At 72.3% G+C, this 15,814-nt stretch carries 15 protein-coding genes; 8 read left to right on the top strand and 7 right to left on the bottom strand.

Going from position 1 to position 15,814, the window contains the following annotated elements; genetic code table 11:
• Positions 1–95: 95 nt before the first annotated feature.
• Entirely contained in the window at positions 96–1,838 is a 1,743-nt protein-coding gene (locus tag A4E84_RS26530; protein WP_062928945.1) for a DUF3152 domain-containing protein, read from the bottom strand.
• An 8-nt stretch (positions 1,839–1,846) separates the two neighbouring features.
• Positions 1,847–2,893: an alpha/beta fold hydrolase gene (locus A4E84_RS26525; RefSeq protein WP_062928944.1), complete on the bottom strand. Its 1,047-nt coding sequence runs from the start codon at positions 2,891–2,893 to the stop codon at positions 1,847–1,849.
• Positions 2,894–3,148: 255 nt separating this feature from the next.
• Between A4E84_RS26525 and A4E84_RS26520 the strand changes: the two genes are divergently transcribed.
• From A4E84_RS26520 to A4E84_RS26505, 4 genes are all read left to right on the top strand, one after another.
• Positions 3,149–3,373 carry a hypothetical protein gene (locus tag A4E84_RS26520; RefSeq protein ID WP_062928943.1) on the top strand — a complete coding sequence of 75 codons (225 nt, stop codon included), beginning with the start codon at positions 3,149–3,151 and terminating at the stop codon, positions 3,371–3,373.
• Between the two features lie 207 nt (positions 3,374–3,580).
• Positions 3,581–4,228, top strand: coding sequence for a TetR/AcrR family transcriptional regulator (locus tag A4E84_RS26515; RefSeq protein ID WP_031132394.1), 648 nt, complete (start codon positions 3,581–3,583; stop codon positions 4,226–4,228).
• Positions 4,229–4,363: 135 nt separating this feature from the next.
• Positions 4,364–4,591 carry a DUF3107 domain-containing protein gene (locus A4E84_RS26510; RefSeq protein ID WP_030854792.1) on the top strand — a complete coding sequence of 76 codons (228 nt, stop codon included), beginning with the start codon at positions 4,364–4,366 and terminating at the stop codon, positions 4,589–4,591.
• Between the two features lie 223 nt (positions 4,592–4,814).
• Complete coding sequence (locus tag A4E84_RS26505) at positions 4,815–5,084, top strand: hypothetical protein (RefSeq protein ID WP_062928942.1); 270 nt, start codon at positions 4,815–4,817, stop codon at positions 5,082–5,084.
• Between the two features lie 54 nt (positions 5,085–5,138).
• Here the strand turns inward: A4E84_RS26505 and A4E84_RS26500 are convergent, their stop codons facing one another.
• Positions 5,139–5,888, bottom strand: a complete 750-nt coding sequence (locus tag A4E84_RS26500) for a ferritin-like fold-containing protein (RefSeq protein ID WP_062928941.1) — start codon at positions 5,886–5,888, stop codon at positions 5,139–5,141.
• A gap of 475 nt (positions 5,889–6,363) precedes the next feature.
• On the opposite strand from A4E84_RS26500, the gene A4E84_RS26490 reads away from it, so the two are divergent.
• Both A4E84_RS26490 and A4E84_RS26485 read left to right on the top strand, forming a co-directional pair.
• Positions 6,364–8,955 carry a DEAD/DEAH box helicase gene (locus A4E84_RS26490; RefSeq protein WP_062928939.1) on the top strand — a complete coding sequence of 864 codons (2,592 nt, stop codon included), beginning with the start codon at positions 6,364–6,366 and terminating at the stop codon, positions 8,953–8,955.
• A gap of 97 nt (positions 8,956–9,052) precedes the next feature.
• Positions 9,053–9,952 carry an alpha/beta fold hydrolase gene (locus tag A4E84_RS26485; RefSeq protein ID WP_062928938.1) on the top strand — a complete coding sequence of 300 codons (900 nt, stop codon included), beginning with the start codon at positions 9,053–9,055 and terminating at the stop codon, positions 9,950–9,952.
• Here the strand turns inward: A4E84_RS26485 and A4E84_RS26480 are convergent.
• Complete coding sequence (locus A4E84_RS26480; protein WP_062928937.1) at positions 9,949–10,842, bottom strand: NYN domain-containing protein; 894 nt, start codon at positions 10,840–10,842, stop codon at positions 9,949–9,951. The genes A4E84_RS26485 and A4E84_RS26480 overlap by 4 nt on opposite strands.
• A gap of 227 nt (positions 10,843–11,069) precedes the next feature.
• On the opposite strand from A4E84_RS26480, the gene A4E84_RS43520 reads away from it, so the two are divergent.
• Positions 11,070–11,222: a hypothetical protein gene (locus tag A4E84_RS43520; protein WP_167455418.1), complete on the top strand. Its 153-nt coding sequence runs from the start codon at positions 11,070–11,072 to the stop codon at positions 11,220–11,222.
• Between the two features lie 134 nt (positions 11,223–11,356).
• Entirely contained in the window at positions 11,357–13,435 is a 2,079-nt protein-coding gene (locus A4E84_RS26475) for a trypsin-like serine peptidase (protein WP_062928936.1), read from the top strand.
• A gap of 9 nt (positions 13,436–13,444) precedes the next feature.
• On the opposite strand, the gene A4E84_RS26470 is transcribed toward A4E84_RS26475, so the two are convergent.
• From A4E84_RS26470 to A4E84_RS26460, 3 genes are all read right to left on the bottom strand, one after another.
• Positions 13,445–14,050: a MarC family protein gene (locus A4E84_RS26470; protein WP_062928935.1), complete on the bottom strand. Its 606-nt coding sequence runs from the start codon at positions 14,048–14,050 to the stop codon at positions 13,445–13,447.
• A 135-nt stretch (positions 14,051–14,185) separates the two neighbouring features.
• Positions 14,186–15,046: a PHP domain-containing protein gene (locus tag A4E84_RS26465; RefSeq protein ID WP_062928934.1), complete on the bottom strand. Its 861-nt coding sequence runs from the start codon at positions 15,044–15,046 to the stop codon at positions 14,186–14,188.
• A gap of 107 nt (positions 15,047–15,153) precedes the next feature.
• Positions 15,154–15,795, bottom strand: a complete 642-nt coding sequence (locus tag A4E84_RS26460; RefSeq protein ID WP_033311058.1) for a DUF6758 family protein — start codon at positions 15,793–15,795, stop codon at positions 15,154–15,156.
• Positions 15,796–15,814 lie beyond the last annotated feature (19 nt).

Genomic DNA, 15,814 nt, shown 5'->3' with positions numbered 1-15,814 from the left:
GCTAGGAGATCAAGCGGTCACGGATCGTCATATCGAGGCCAATCGAACGTCCCGAGCAGGTCAACGCGAGCCGCGCCACACCCCAGTGACGCCCGTCAATTCCCGGGGTAGGGCCAGGGGTTGGCACGGCAGTGAATCCCGTCGTGGTCGAGGAACTTGGTCTGCTGCTGCATGACCGGCGCGAGGTCGCCGTCCTTGTCGCAGGTGACGTGGTTGTAGCGGAGGCGGTGGCCGACCTCGTGGTTGATCAGCATCTGCCGGTAGGCATGGATCTTGCTGTTGCCGTAGGTCGGTGAGCCCTGGGCCCACCGGTAGGCGTTGATCATCACGCGCTCGGTCGCGGCCGAGTCGCAGGAGACGTTGTCCTGGGTGGTGTCCAGGCCTGACTTGGCGCACCAGTCGGCGGTCGTGCCGGGGCTGGCGAGAGTGATCACGAAGTCGGGCTTGCCGGAGTGGATGCGCTCGAAGGTGCGGGCGCCGTTGTGGGCCCAGCTGCGCTGGTCGTTGAGCGTCTGCTGCACGGCCTCGGCGAACAGTGCGCCGTCGAGCCCGAGCCCCTGCTCCACGTCGACGCGGTAGGTGAACTTCTGCCCGGCCCCCGGCGCCTCGGCGATGCCGGGGACGGCGTCGAACCTCCCGGACCCCTTGAGCTTGGCGCCGAGCGGGTACGTCCTGCTCATCTTCTCGTCGTACGTCAGCGGCTTGACCTCGGGGGCGGGTGCCCTGCCGTCCGCGCGGGACGCGGAGTCCCGGACGTCGCGGGTCTGGTCGGGGGCTGACTGCGACTGCACGCCGACGCCGCCATTGCCGTCGGTGACCTGGCCGGCCACGACGACGGCCAGCACGGTGGTAACGGCCGCGGCCGCGATGCCGGTGAAGGCACGGCCCTTGCCGCCCTTGCCCGGTACGGGCGCGCCGGTGGGCCTCGCGTCCTCATGGCCGCCGGACCCAGACCCGGGCCCGGAGTCGGCGGCGGCGGCGGCGCCGGCGCCGGCGCTCCAGTCCGTGACGGAGGCGTAGGCGTCCGCTGCGTGCGCGGAGGCGGGCGTACGGGGCGCGAAGACGTCGTCCTCCTCGTCGACGAAGGCATCGAGATAGTCCTGCCGCGGCCCGGGCACGGATGCCCGGCGCTGCCGCGGTATGGGAGCACCGACTTCGGCGGGTGCCCCGCCGCTCCCCCTCAACCCACCCCAGCCGCCCCCGGTTTCGCGCTGCTCCGGATGCCCGCCGCGGGCTTGCGGAAACCCGTGCGCGGGAGTGCCGTCGGGTAGCCGCGGCACCCCGCGCGACGGCGTACCACCGGCCACCGGGGGGATCCCGTGCGCCCGAGTCCCATCCGGCAACCGCGAAACTCCTTGCGCGGGAGCGCCGTCGGGCAGCCGAGAAACGCCCTGCGCCAGGGTCCCGTCAGCCGGCCTCGACACACCATGCGCCGGAGCCCCGTCCGCCATCCGCGGAACACCATGCGCAGGAGTCCCCTCCGCCAACCGCGGAACACCCCGCACCGGCGTACCGTCCGGCAGGCGCGGGAGGCCCTGGGGCGGTGTGCCGTCCGGGTGCCAGCCGTCGGGAAGGCGCGGCATGCCCTGCGGCGGCGCGCCCTCCTTCGGCGCGGGCCGCGGCCCCGGCACCCTGCGCGGGCCCTGCGACGGCCAGCCGCCCTGCGGGATACCGGGCGGTGCGGTCCTGACTCCACGGCCGGGGTCCGGCGCCTGACCCGGGCCCTGGCCCTGGCCCGGCCTCTGAGCCTGCGCGGCCCCGGTCCGGCCGTCCCGTACTTCGGTTGTGTCCGCGCTGTCGCCCTTGGCGACCGGTCCGCGGCGGCTGTGGCGTCCCACGTCGCGCCTCAGCCCCCCATGCTTTCGTCGGTTCCTGCTTCGTCGACGGCGTCGCCCCCGGCGGCCGCCCGGCCGGCCCGCCTCGCTCGCTGCGCGCCCAACTCTCCCGCGTCTTCGAGGAGTTCACGAAACGCCAGAGCCACCGTCTCCGGGTACTCCATCATCGCCACATGTCCCGCGTCGGGCAACGTCACCAGCCGGGAGTCACGGAAGGCCCGGGCCGCTTTCTGGGCCATGCGGAAGCCGACGAGCTGGTCGCGGCCGCCGTAGACGAGGAGGGTCGGGGCGAGGACCCGTTCGGCCTGGCGCCACAGTCCCTGCTGGCCACCCAGGGTGTACGCGTTGACCACCCCGCGCGCGGAGCGGGCCATCGCGTCCCAGAAGTACGGCAGCCGCAGCCGCCGTTCCATCTCCTGCACGGCGTTGCGGAATCCTTCCGGCGTCACCCGCCCGGGGTCTCCGTAACACAGCGCCATCACGCCACGGACCCGCTGCTCCGCCGTCCACTCCCGGGTGAGGCGGGTGAACAGCAGGGCGACTCCGGGCACCGCCAGCAGCCCCGTGGGCACGGCGGCGCGCTGCACTCGGATCTCCGGCAGAGCGGGCGACACAAGCGTGAGCGTACGGACCAGATCGGGCCGGACCGCGGCGACACGTGTGGTGATGGCGCCGCCGAGCGAGTTCCCGAACAGGTGCACGGGGCCGCGCCCGGAGGCGTCCAGGTAACGGATGACGGCGCGTGCGTGGCCCGTGACCGAGTAGTTGCCGTCGTCCGGTGGCGGGGAGTCGCCGAAGCCGGGCAGGTCGAGGGCCTCGCCGTCGACGACGCCGTCCAGCAGTGCCATCAGCGCCGACCAGTTCTGCGAGGAACCGCCGAGCCCGTGCACGTACAGCGCGGGCGGCAGCCCCTCGCGCGCGGGAGGCCTCGACCGGACCGTCAGCGTGACGCCGGGCAGCTCGACCGACCGCAGGCGCTCACCCTCCGCGACCCGGACGGTCCCCACCTTCGGCAGCACATTGGCGGGCGGCACGAACGGCAGCTCGGTCGAAGACATGCGGCAATGTTACGAGACGATCACGCAGTGACTCATGTGTTCGCCTGTGTTCGCCGTCACAGGATTCAGCCCGTTGAGGGGGCGGAAGAGGAGGCACCCGGACGCACGTGGGTAGCAGTCAACGGGATGCGCACCGGGTCATGTCCCGGACGCGGATCGCATAGCGTCCGGATCGGGTGTCTCCTAGGCTCGTACAGAGGGCACCCGCGTGTGGCCCCTGCATTCCCAGGGACGTTCGTAGGAAGGGAGCCCAGCATGGCCGTAGACCCCACCGACCCCGAGACGTTCGAGGTCGAGGACGCGCCGGAGGCGCAGGAGTTCGACGTCGAGGCCCCCGAGGTCGACGCGGCCGAGCAGCAGGCGGACATCGCGCCGGACCGCGACGACCCGCTGACCGCCGTCGACCCGGACCGGGCCAGCGAGGCCGACCTGGTGGAGCAGGCCCGGATCGTCTCGCTCGACGAGGACGACTACCGGTGACACTCGCCGCCGACGGGCGGCGAGCAGCTCCTCCGAACAGGAAAGAGGCAGCATTTTGCCCGCTCTGACCCTGTTTGAAACCTTCGCAACCGCTTTCGAAACCGTCCGGTCCGTGAAATTCTGCGTTCTCACCGCGCACACCACGGTTACCGAAAAGTACGATGGCGACGCGGCCAGATCCGCACATGGACGAACATGGGAGGCGGCGTGACAGCCATCGAGCAGACAGAGGCGGTTCGCCCGCGGGGCACACGCCTGCCGCGCCGTGCCCGACGCAACCAGCTTCTGGGCGCCGCCCAGGAGGTCTTCGTGGCCCAGGGCTACCACGCGGCCGCGATGGACGACATCGCCGAGCGCGCGGGCGTCAGCAAGCCGGTGCTCTACCAGCACTTCCCGGGCAAGCTCGACCTCTATCTCGCACTGCTGGACCAGCACTGCGAGTCGCTCATCCAGTCCGTACGGAACGCGCTCGCGTCGACCACCGACAACAAGCAGCGCGTCCGGGCGACGATGGACGCCTACTTCGCCTACGTCGAGGACGACGGCGGCGCCTTCCGCCTGGTATTCGAGTCGGACCTGACGAACGAGCCCGCCGTGCGCGAGCGCGTCGACAAGGTCACGAACGAGTGCGCGGAGGCGATCTGCGACGTCATCGCCGAGGACACCGGCCTGTCGCGCGCGGAGTCCATGCTGCTCGCCTCCGGCCTGGGCGGCCTGGCCCAGGTGGTGGCGCGGTCCTGGCTGCACAGCGACCGCAGCGTGCCGCGCGACCAGGCCGTACAGCTGCTCACGTCGCTGGCGTGGCGCGGTATCGCGGGCTTCCCGCTGCACGGCATGGACCAGCCGCACCACTGACGGGCGCTTTGTTCCCGCCCGGTGTTCGCTCGTGGCGTTGTCGGGCGGAGCATGTGCGTCCCCTCACCGGGCTAATGTGTGCTGCGTACGGCGCGGAAGGTCGCGCACATCACTGACCGTCGGAGGGACATAGCCGTGGAGGTCAAGATCGGCGTGCAGCACGCGCCCCGCGAGATCGTTCTGGAGAGCGGTCAGACTGCCGAGGAGGTCGAGCGCGTGGTCGCCGAGGCACTGGCAGGCAAGTCGCAGCTGCTGAGCCTCGTGGACGAGCACGGCCGCAAGCTCCTCGTCCCGGCCGACCGTCTCGCGTACGTCGAGATCGGTGAGCCGGCCCCGCGCAAGGTGGGCTTCGGCGCGCTGTAGCGCATGCGCGGAGCGGGGCGGGACGGCTTCGGCCGACCCGCCCCGTTTGCGTTGCCGTCCCTCGGACACCCCTCCTGCGTGGCCCCGTACTTGCCTTGCGGCACACCGCTTCCTTCACGGATGGAGCACAAGTCGCCCACAGGGGTGGATTGGATTCCGCAGGTCAGGGGTAAGACGGGCTACGACCGAAGTGGGCAGCCGGCCGTGTGGGAGGGACCCCGACATGCTCTTGGAAGCGCTGAGCTCCGCGATCCTCGGCCTGGCTCTGGCGTGGGCGGCCGCACACCGCCTGTCGCACCGTCTCCCGGCCCGTCCCATGGTGCTGTCGACCGGTGTCGCGGGCTCCCTCTTCGGGGCCTTCGTCATGCACAGCGCGCTGGACGCCGGGCACGTGCTGATCGTCCTGCTCGGCGCGGTGATCGTCTCCGTGGCCTCGCTGTCGCTGCTGCTGCGCCCCGCGGGAAGACTGCGCCGCCGGTCGGCGACCGCCTGAGCAGTCGCCGACGGTGGCGGCGCTGACGACGTGGCCCGGCCGCCCGGCGATGGACTAGGCGGCCAGCCCAAGAGCGGCCATCCGCTTGGTGTGGGCCTCGGTGATCCGGGAGAACATCTTGCCGACTTCGGCGAGGTCGAAGCCGTCCGCGACCCCGCCGACCAGCATGGTCGACAGCGCGTCCCGGTCGGCGACCACCCGCTGGGACTGCGACAGGGCCTCCCCCATCAGCCGCCGCGCCCACAGCGCGAGCCGCCCGCCCACACGCGGGTCGACGTCGATCGCGGCCCGCACCTTCTCCACGGCGAAGCCGCCGTGTCCCGTGTCGTCGAGCACGGCCAGCACCAGGTTGCGGGAGTCGGAGTCCAGCCGGGCGGCGACCTCTCGGTAGAAGTCGCTGGCGATGGAGTCGCCGACGTAGGCCTTGACGAGGCCCTCCAGCCAGTCCGAGGGGGCCGTCTGCTTGTGGAACCCGTCGTACGCGGCGACGAACGGCTCCATCGCCCGCGTCGGCTCCTCCCCGATCTCGGCGAGCCGGTCGCGCAGCCTCTCGAAGTGGTGGAACTCCGCCGACGCCATCTTCGCCAGCGCCGCCTTGTCCGCCAGCGTCGGCGCCAGCTTGGCGTCCTCCGCGAGCCGCTCGAACGCCGCCAGCTCCCCGTACGCGAGCGCACCGAGCAGGTCCACGACCGCGGCGCGGTACTGCGGGTCGGCGGAGGCCGTCGCCCAGTCCCGGGCGGCGACTGAGGTGGGTTCGGCGGCGGCGGTGTCCGAGGCGTTCTCAGGCTTGTCAGAGCTCGTCATGCAGCGCACAATAGTCTGCCCGCCGGGGGGCGTAAGGCCCTGGTCAATCACTGTGACGACGACTACGTGACCGAATCGGCCATCGCATGTGCGCGATTCCGGGGTATGGTGGTAATGCGCCTGCTGGTACGTCGACGTACCTCGACAGGCCGCACGTATGAGGATGCCCGGTCGGTGGCCCGATCGGCTCCGACCCGACAGCCCTCCCCGGCCGTCCGCCTCAGTGCGTACGAGTCCCGGAGGGGGACACCCTCAGCGGCACGAGCGCTAGAGCGTCGGCGCGGTCCCGTGCTTTTCGGCCCGCCCGTAAGCAGCCGACGTCCCCGGCACGGTCTGACACGACCCCGCGCTCGCCTCGCGCCGCCCACACAGAAGAGGCAGCACCCTGACTACGTTCCGAGAGCTCGGAATCCTCCCCGAGACCGCCGAGGCCCTTGAAGCCGTCGGCATCATCACCCCCTTCCCCATCCAGGAGATGACGCTCCCCGTGGCCCTGACGGGCACGGACGTCATCGGCCAGGCCAAGACCGGCACCGGCAAGACGCTGGGCTTCGGTCTCCCGCTCCTGGAGCGCGTCACCGTCCCCGCCGACGTCGAGGCCGGGCGCGCCGAGCCCGAGGCCCTCACCGAGGCCCCGCAGGCGCTCGTCGTCGTCCCCACCCGCGAGCTGTGCACGCAGGTCACCAACGACCTGCTGACCGCGGGCAAGGTGCGTAACGTACGCGTCCTCGCCATCTACGGCGGCCGGGCCTACGAGCCCCAGGTCGAGGCCCTGAAGAAGGGCGTCGACGTGGTCGTCGGCACCCCGGGCCGGCTCCTCGACCTCGCCGGGCAGAAGAAGCTGAACCTGAAGCACGTCAAGAGCCTGGTTCTCGACGAGGCCGACGAAATGCTCGACCTGGGCTTCCTGCCCGACGTCGAGAAGATCATCAACATGCTGCCGGTGCGGCGCCAGACGATGCTGTTCTCGGCCACCATGCCGGGCGCGGTCATCGGCCTCGCCCGCCGCTACATGTCGCAGCCCACGCACATCAGCGCCACGGCGCCGGACGACGCGGGCAAGACGGTCGCGAACACCAAGCAGTTCATCTACCGCGCGCACAACATGGACAAGCCCGAGATGGTCGCGCGCATCCTTCAGGCCGAGGGCCGCGGGCTGGTCATGGTCTTCTGCCGCACCAAACGCACGGCGGCCGACCTCGCCGACCAGCTCAAGCAGCGCGGCTTCGCCTCCGGCGCGGTCCACGGCGACCTGGGCCAGGGCGCCCGCGAGCAGGCCCTGCGTGCCTTCCGCAACGGCAAGGTGGACGTGCTCGTCTGCACCGACGTCGCCGCGCGCGGCATCGACGTCGAGGGCGTCACGCACGTCATCAACTACCAGTCGCCGGAAGAGGAGAAGACGTACCTGCACCGCATCGGCCGTACGGGCCGCGCGGGCGCCAAGGGCATCGCGATCACGCTCGTCGACTGGGACGACATCCCGCGCTGGCAGCTGATCAACAAGGCGCTGGACCTGGGCTTCAACGACCCGCCGGAGACGTACTCCACCTCCCCGCACCTCTTCACCGACCTCGGTATCCCCGAGGGCACGAAGGGCGTCCTGCCGCGCTCGGAGCGCAAGCGCGCCGGGCTGGACGCGGAGGAGCTGGAGGACCTGGGCGAGACCGGCGGCCGGGGGCCGCGCGGTCGCGACGGCCGAGGTGGCCGCGGCGACCGGGACGAGTCCCGTTCGGCCGACCGCGAGCGCTCGTCGTCGCGTACGCCGCGTCGCCGCCGTCGTACGCGCGGCGGTGCCGCGATGGACGGGGCGCCCGAGTCCGCCGGCACCACCGCGCCGGACATCACGGCCACCGACGGCGCCGCCGAGGCGGACGCCGTCACGGCCCCGCGCACCCCGCGCCGCCGTCGCCGCACCCGCGGCGGGGCCCAGTCCGAGGCGGCTCCGGTCACGGCGGTCGAGTCCCCCGCGTCCGAGCAGGCGGAGACCGCCGTCGCGACGGCGGAGGGCACGACTGCCGAGGCTCCGGAGACGGCCGCGAAGCCGCGCCGACGTCGTACGCGCCGCTCGGAGACGCCCGCGGTGGAGACCGAGGCCGCGGTGGCCCCGTCGGCCCCGGAGCCGGCGATCGTCGCCGAGGCCCCCGCCGCTGCGGAAGCCACGCTGCCGGAGGCTGCCGCCGCCACGCCGCGCCGCCGCACCCGCAAGGCCACGGCGGCGTCCGCGGCCGAATCGGCGGTCGACACGGCCGCGGGAACCACCGAGTCCGCTGCGGAGCCGGCGGAGACGAAGCCGCGACGGACCCGCAAGACGGCCGCGAAGGCCGAGGCGAGCGTCGACACGGCCGAGGCGACCGAGGCCAAGCCGCGCCGCACCCGCAAGACGGCCGCAGCGGCACAGGACACCGCCGAGGCGCCCGCGGCGAAGCCCCGGCGTACGCGCAAGGCGACGGCAGCGGCGGCCGAGGCCGCCGTCGACACGGCCGAGGCCACCGAGGCCAAGCCGCGCCGCCGCACCCGCAAGACCGCCGAGACCACGGCCACGGCCGAGGTGCCGGAGGCCACGGAGACCAAGCCGCGCCGCACCCGCAAGGCAGCCACCCCGGCGCAGGACGCCGTCGACACGGCGGAAGGCACGGAGGCCAAGCCGCGCCGCGCTCGCAAGACGGCCGCAGCGGCCGTCGCCGAGATCCCGGCCCAGACGGCTCAGGAGCCGGAGACCGCCGAGGCCAAGCCGCGGCGCACGCGGAAGACCGCCGCCACCGCCCCGGACGCGGAAGCCGCCGAGGCCAAGCCGCGCCGCACGCGGAAGACCGCCGCAGCGGCCGAGGCCGCCGTCGACACGGCCGAGGGCACGGAGGCCAAGCCGCGCCGCCGCACCCGCAAGGCTGCCGAGCCCACCGAGATCCCCGCACAGGCGGATCAGGAGCCGGAGGCCGCCAAGCCGCGCCGTACGCGCAAGGCGACCACGGCCGCCACGGCTGCCGCTTCGGAGGACGCGACGGAGGCGAAGCCCAGGGCCCGCCGCACCCGCAAGGCCACGGCCGCCGCGGAGTTCACGGAGGGCTGACACACCCCTTTCCGACGGCCCGGCCCCCTCACGGGGAGCCGGGCCGTCGGCGTTCACCCGGAGCCCGGGGGCGGTTCCCACCCGCTACCCTCGCCCCGTGACCAGCCGCCCCGCCTTCCCCCCGCCCCCGGGCGCCCGCGCCTACCTCCTGCGCACCGCGCGCGGCGAGTTCGCCGTCGTCGACTCGTCGCCGGCGGCGGGTGAGGAAGGCAGGGGAGTCGTCCTGATGCTGCCGGGGTTCACCGGGAGCAAGGAGGACTTCCGGTTGCTGCACGAGCCGCTCGCACAGCGGGGGTACCGGGTCGTCGCCGTGGACGGGCGGGGGCAGCACGAGTCGGACGGTCCCCTGGACGACGAATCCGCCTACGCCCAGCGGGAACTGGCGCGGGACGTGCTCGCGCAGGCCGAGGCGCTGGGCGGGCCCGTCCACCTCGTGGGGCACTCGCTCGGCGGGCAGATCGCCCGTGCGGCCGTGCTGCTCGACCACTCCCCCTTCGTCTCCTTCACGCTGGTCTCGTCCGGCCCGGCGGAGATCTCCGTCTCCCAGCAACAGCGCGTGAAGCTGCTGCGGGACGCGCTCGCCGTGCTGTCGATGGAGGAGGTGTGGGAGGCCATCCAGGCCATGGGACCGCCGGAGGAAGTCGGCGGGCCCGCCCGCGGCCTCGGTGATCAGGACCAGCTGCGCCGCCGCTGGCTCGGCCACAGTCCCGCACAACTGCTCGCGACCGGACGTCAGTTGTGCACCGAGCCGGACCGGGTGGCCGAACTCGCCGCCGTCCCGCTGCCGTTCCACGTCCTGTCGGGCGCGCACGACGACACCTGGCCGGTGGCGCTCCTCGACGACATGGCCCTGCGGCTGGAGGCGCACCGCACGGTCGTCACCGGGGCCGAGCACTCCCCCAACGCCGACCGGCCGATCCCGACGGCCCACGCCCTCGCCGACTTCTGGGACGGCATCGGGCCGGGCCCGTCGAAGGCCGCTGCCGGCACGCCCTAGTACTGCGTCCGCAGGTGATCCCAGAAGCCGTCCCGCAGTGCCCGCCGCAGGTCCGCCTGGCCGCGCAGTGAGTACTGCAGGAGACCCTCCGCCTCCACGAGCAGGTCCTGGTCCACCGAGCCGGGCAGGTACGGGTGGCCGGGCAGCAGCTCGACCAGTGTGTCCCGGCCGCGTGCCGCCAGCCACTTCGCCGCGATCTGCGCGCCCACGAACCGCACGTCCTCGCGGGTGGGCCGGCCGGCGGCCGTCTCGTAGGCGGGGGCCGTGCGGCGGGAGACGTACGGCTTGAAGAAGTCGAGGTCGAAGGTGCGCTGGCTGTCGACCTCCCACAGGAGGGGCTCCGCCTGGTTGCGGCCCTCCGGGGCCTCGATGCCCCAGAGGTGGACCCGGGCGCCGTACCCCTGGGCCGCCTCCACCGCCGACACCAGGTCCTCGTCGCCGCCGAGCAGGGCCGCGTCGCTGATGGCGCGGTGCCGGGCGAGGGACTCCAGGTCGGAGCGGATGAGCGAATCGACGCCCTTTTGCTGGTTGTTGGCGTTGAGGTTGCCGAGGCGCACCTTGACGTCCGGCAGCTCCGCGATGGTCTGCTGCTCGGCCGTGTGGATGCGGCGGCGGGCGCCGTCGTACCAGTAGACCCGCAGCAGCCGGCTGTCCGCGAAGATCGTGCGGGCCTTGTCGATGAGGGCGTCGATCAGGCCTTCGGCGTCCAGGTCGAAAGCGCGGCGGTCCTCCGTGCCGGCGATGAGGCGTCCTCCGGCCGCGTACAGGTACCCGGCATCGACGAAGATCGCGTGGGTCGAGGGCGTCTTCGCCACCTCGGCGAGCATGCGCTGGAGCAGCTCGTTGGTGTGGTCGATGCGGGCGCTGAGGGCCGGGAGATCGTCGTTCATCACCTCCATTGTCCCGGCGGTCACGCTGTGAACACAACCGGTCCCGGTCGGTCCCGTAACGACACTCTTACGGCTTGGTAATTAGCAGTTCGAAAAATTTCCTTAGCGTAGGGAATGTTTGACACGTGCATCCCTGTTGACCCATACGGAACACCGAGCACCGATGCCGGTGGGCCGCACACCGAGTAGTTCTCCTCAGGAGGATGACCAGACGAAGGGAGAAGCCCTTGCGCTTCGAAATCATGCGACTCGACGACGTCGACGGCACTGCTGTGGACTCGACCGTTGTGGACGCCGCCTCCGTCAACCGCATCGTTCAGCAGGCGGCCGCCATAGGGCAGCGCCTCTGGATCCGCCCGGCCGGGACCACGGCCTCATAACGCGCGCAGCTCTCCCACACTTCGAAAGCCCCCGCCCGGCATCGGCCGTGCGGGGGCTCCGCTGTTGCGGACCTCCCTGGTCGGGGGCGTACTGGCTGAGGAGCCCAGCGCGAACCAGAACAGGACGGTGGAGCATGTCGGTGACGGACCGGTCACACCAGGAACTGCACGAGCAGGCAGCCGACGAGGCCGCACGGCGCTACGAGGACTCCGCCGCGGAGCGCGAGCGGGTGGAGGGCCGGCTGGCGGCCGGTGTGCGGTTCCCCGACTCCCCGGACGCCCTCGCCGTGCGCGCCGACCGGATCCTCGACCGGGGCGGTCTGTCGCCCTCGGCGGTGGTGGCGGACATCCACCGCGAAGCCATGGACCTGCCCGACGCCAACGAGCGGATCATCGACCTGTCCAACGAGCTCCAGGCCTGGAGCTTCCTGCCGCGCGGGGTCAGGGCCGGGGCCACGGTCGCCCGGATCACGCTGCGGCGCGACGGCCGCGAGCTGCCGCACGGCACCGGCTTCCTGGTCTCGCCGCGGCTGATGATGACCAACCACCACGTCCTGCCCGACGAGAGCTTCGCGCGCCGCTGCTTCGCGGAGTTCAACGCCCAGGTCACCGCAGACAACCTGCCCGACACGGTCGTCCGGATGGAGCTCGACCCCGGGACCTTCTTCGCGGCGGACCGGCGGCTCGACTTCGCCCTCGTGGCGGTCGCGCCCACCCTGGACGGCCCGCCTCCGGGCGAGATCTTCGGCTGGAACCGGCTGAGCGTGCAGCTCGGCAAGCTGGTGCTCGGCGAGAAGGTCAACATCATCGGCCACCCCTCGGGGCGGCTGAAGGAGATCGCACTGCGCGACAACGCGGTGCTGGTCCGCCTCGACGACTTCGTGCACTACACGACCGACACCGAACCGGGGAACTCCGGCTCCCCCGTCTTCAACGACCAGTGGGAGGTCGTGGCGCTGCACCACAGCGGCGTGCCCAAGAAGGACGACCAGGGCCGCGTCCTGCGCAAGGACGGCCGGCCCTGGCAGCAGGGCGACGGCGACGACGCCATCGATTGGGTCGCCAACGAGGGCGTCCGGATCAGCTCGATCCTCAAGCACCTGGCCGGGCTGGACCTCGACCCGGCGCGGCGTGCCCTGCTGGCCGAGATGGGTCCGGACGCCGGCCTGGACCAGGCCATGACCACCGCGCCGGCCCCCGGGGCACAGCCGCAGGGGACGACCGCGGTACCGGGTGTCACGATCCCCTCGGTCCCCGAAGCCGCCACGACGGCCCCCAGGGCCGGGGGCGAGCGGCCCAGGGTCGGGCTCCGGGCCCGCGCCGGCGCCTTCGGCGGCCGTCAGCACCTGGTCTTCCTGCACGGCCGTGACCAGCAGGACAACTACCCCGACGAGCTCCGCCGTACCTGGACGGCCGGCCTGAACCGCGGGCTCACCCTCGCCACGCTCCCTCCGCTGGACCCGGAGGACGTGTGGTTCCCGTTCTACGGCACGAGACTGCACGACCTCGTGAGCGTCAGGGAGAGCGCGGCCGGGCCCATCGGCCTCGACCAGCTGAGCGCCGCCGCTGCCGCCGAGATGTTCGCCGCGGAGTCGCCCACGGGCTCCTACGAGCGACTGCTCTACGAGGCGGCCGCCCGGGCCGGCATGCCCCAGAACGGTCCGGCGACCACGGAGGGTTTCGGCGCGGGCCTGGTCGGCGTGCTGCACCGGCCGCTGGCCTGGCTCGCCGCCAAGTCGGACCTGGACGAGTGGACCATCGCCACGTTCCTGCGGGACGTCGACCTGTACCTCGGGGACAGCGCCGTACGGCAGGCGGTGCTGGACAGCGTCATGGAGACGATGCCGACCAGCGGCGAGCTGGTGCTGGTCACGCACAGCCTGGGCACGGTCGTGGGGGTGGACCTCCTGACCCGGCTCCCCGAGAGCCTCGACCCCGTGCTGCTGGTCACCGCGGGCAGCCCGCTCGGCCTGGACGGGGTCAACGAGCGGCTCCTCACCCGCGGCCCGCACCAGCCGCCCCGGGTGCGTGACTGGGTGAACGTCTGGTGCCCCACGGACACGGTGGCCATCGGCTGTCCCCTGGAGGACGAACGGTGGGGGAAGCTCACCCAGCTGGCCGTCCCCAACGGCCGCGAGCGCGCGCACAAGATGGACGAGTACCTCGGCCACCCGGGACCGGCCCGGGAGATCCGCGGTGTCCTGCGCGCCTGACGGGGATCGTCAGCTGCCCTGGATCACCTGCGTGACGCCGTTGATGATCTGCTGCACGGCGATCGCGGAGAGCATCATGCCGGCGAGGCGGGTCACCAGGACCACACCGCCGTCCTTGATGATCCGGATGATCACCAGCGAGTAGCGCATCACCAGCCACAGCACGACGTGGATGGCGATGATCGCCGCCCAGACCGACACCTGGGTGGCGACGCTGTGGGCCTTCTGCACGGCGAGGATGACCGACACGATCGCGCCGGGCCCGGCCAGCAGCGGCATGCCCAGCGGTACGAGGGCGACGTTGACGTCCTTGGTCTGCTTCGGCTCGTCGGTCTTGCCGGTGAGCAGGTCCAGCGCGATCAGCAGGAGCAGCAACCCGCCCGCGATCATCAGCGCGGGCACGGACACGTGCAGGTAGTTAAGGATCTGGTGCCCGAGGAGACCGAACACGGTGATCACACCGCCGGCGACGCAGACGGCCTGGAAGGCCATCCGCTTCTGCACCTTGCCGGGCCGGCCGGCGGTGAGCGCGAGGAAGATCGGGGTGATCCCCGGGGGATCCATGATGACGAAGAGGGTCAGGAACAGGGAGCCGAAGACGGCGACGTCGAACATGAGTGAGCCTTGCGCAGGGGGCTGCCGCCACGGGCAGGCGGTGCGCAGTGCGGAACGCCTGGGCGCAGCGGACAGCGCCGGGTGAGAGAAAGAAGGAGAAGAGAGAGACGGGCACGGGCCTACAGGGGAGAGAGCTCAGACGGCTCCGCCGGCCCCCGGCACGGGAAACGCTCCGAAGGCCCGCCGCGTGATCTCCCCGTACACCTCGGGATCCGTCGTGTACTCCCCGAGTACGCAGGTCTTCCGGCTGCCGTGGTAGTCCGACGACCCGGTCACGAGAAGACCGAGCTCCTTGGCCAGCCCCCGCAGCCGCGCACGGGTGTCCGCGTCGTGGTCCATGTGGTCCACCTCGACGCCGTCCAGCCCGGCAGCGGCCATCTCGGCGATGGCGGCCTCCGGCACCGTGAGCCCCCGCTTGCTCGCGCCGGGATGCGCGAACACCGCGACCCCGCCCGCGCCCTTGATCAGCCGGATGGCCTCGAAGGGGTCGGTCTCGTGCTTCTCCACGAACACCCGGCCGCCGTCGGCCAGCCAGTCCGGTGTGAAGGCGTCGTTCACGGTCGGCACGACACCGAGCTCGACGAGCGCGCTCGCCACGTGCGGGCGCCCGACGGACCCGTCACCGGCGATCCGCGCCACCTGCTCCCACGTCACGGGGACGCCCAGCTCCTGAAGCTTGGCGATCATGCCCTGGGCGCGCGGCACCCGGTCGTCCCGGACCAGCTCCCGCTCGGCGAGCAGCGCGGGCTCCTCGGCGTCGAAGAGGTAGGCCAGCATGTGCATGCTGATCCCGTCGATCCGGCAGGAGAGCTCGGCCCCGGTGACCAGCGTGATGCCCTCGGGCAGCGCGGCGATCGCCTCGGCATGCCCGCGGGTGGTGTCATGATCGGTGAGCGCGACGACGTCCAGCCCGGCGACAGCGGCCTTCCGCACCAGCTCGGCGGGCGAGTCCGTCCCGTCGGAAGCGGTGGAGTGGGTGTGCAGATCGATACGCACGACACGGACTCCAGACACGGGCGGGACGACAGGACTGCTCAAGGATAACCAGCTTTTCAGCGCCCCATGTCACACCCGAACCCGGCAAGCGCCCCCTACACAACCCCTCAGGGCCCCAGCAAACGCGGCGACAGGGCGCCGCACGGCACCAGCTCGACCTCGGCGCCGGCATCCCGCAGATCCGTCAGCACCAGCTCGTCGTACATCAGCAACCCGGACTGCTCGGGCCACACCACCGCCCAGAGCCACATTCCGAGCGCCTCGCCCGCGAACACCGCCCGGTCGTCCGGCGCCCCGGCCACATGCCACAACGGCGTGGGCCGCCCGGCGGCCAGCACCTTCGCCTGAGGCGGCTTCTCGACGTTCATGTGCGGCCCGGGGTCGGGCCCGTCCATGCCGGCGTACCGCGCGCCGAGTCCGACGCCGAGCTCCTCGGCCACCAGGATCAGCTCGCCCATCCCGCCGAGCGGGCCGGGCCCCGTGCAGGCGACGGCGGTCGCCCGGCCGCCCGTGCGGTCGTCCCCCGCGCAGGCCACCCCCGTGAACAGCCACCCCACCGGCAACGGCCACGGCATCCACAGCGGCACCTGGGTGCGGTGCACCACGACGTTGAGGGCGTCGACGCTGGGCGGTATCACGGGCTGCACCGGATGAACGGTGCCGTGCACATCGCACTGCCACGAGTCGGAGAAGAGGCCGGGAGCCCTGACCCGGCCACCGCACTTCGGGCAACTGGGTTCGCCCCTCATAGGGCCCCACGGTCCTACC

Source organism: Streptomyces qaidamensis, from assembly GCF_001611795.1.
In the GTDB taxonomy this organism is placed as follows: domain Bacteria; phylum Actinomycetota; class Actinomycetes; order Streptomycetales; family Streptomycetaceae; genus Streptomyces; species Streptomyces qaidamensis.
This window is presented reverse-complemented; position numbering and strand designations above follow the sequence as displayed.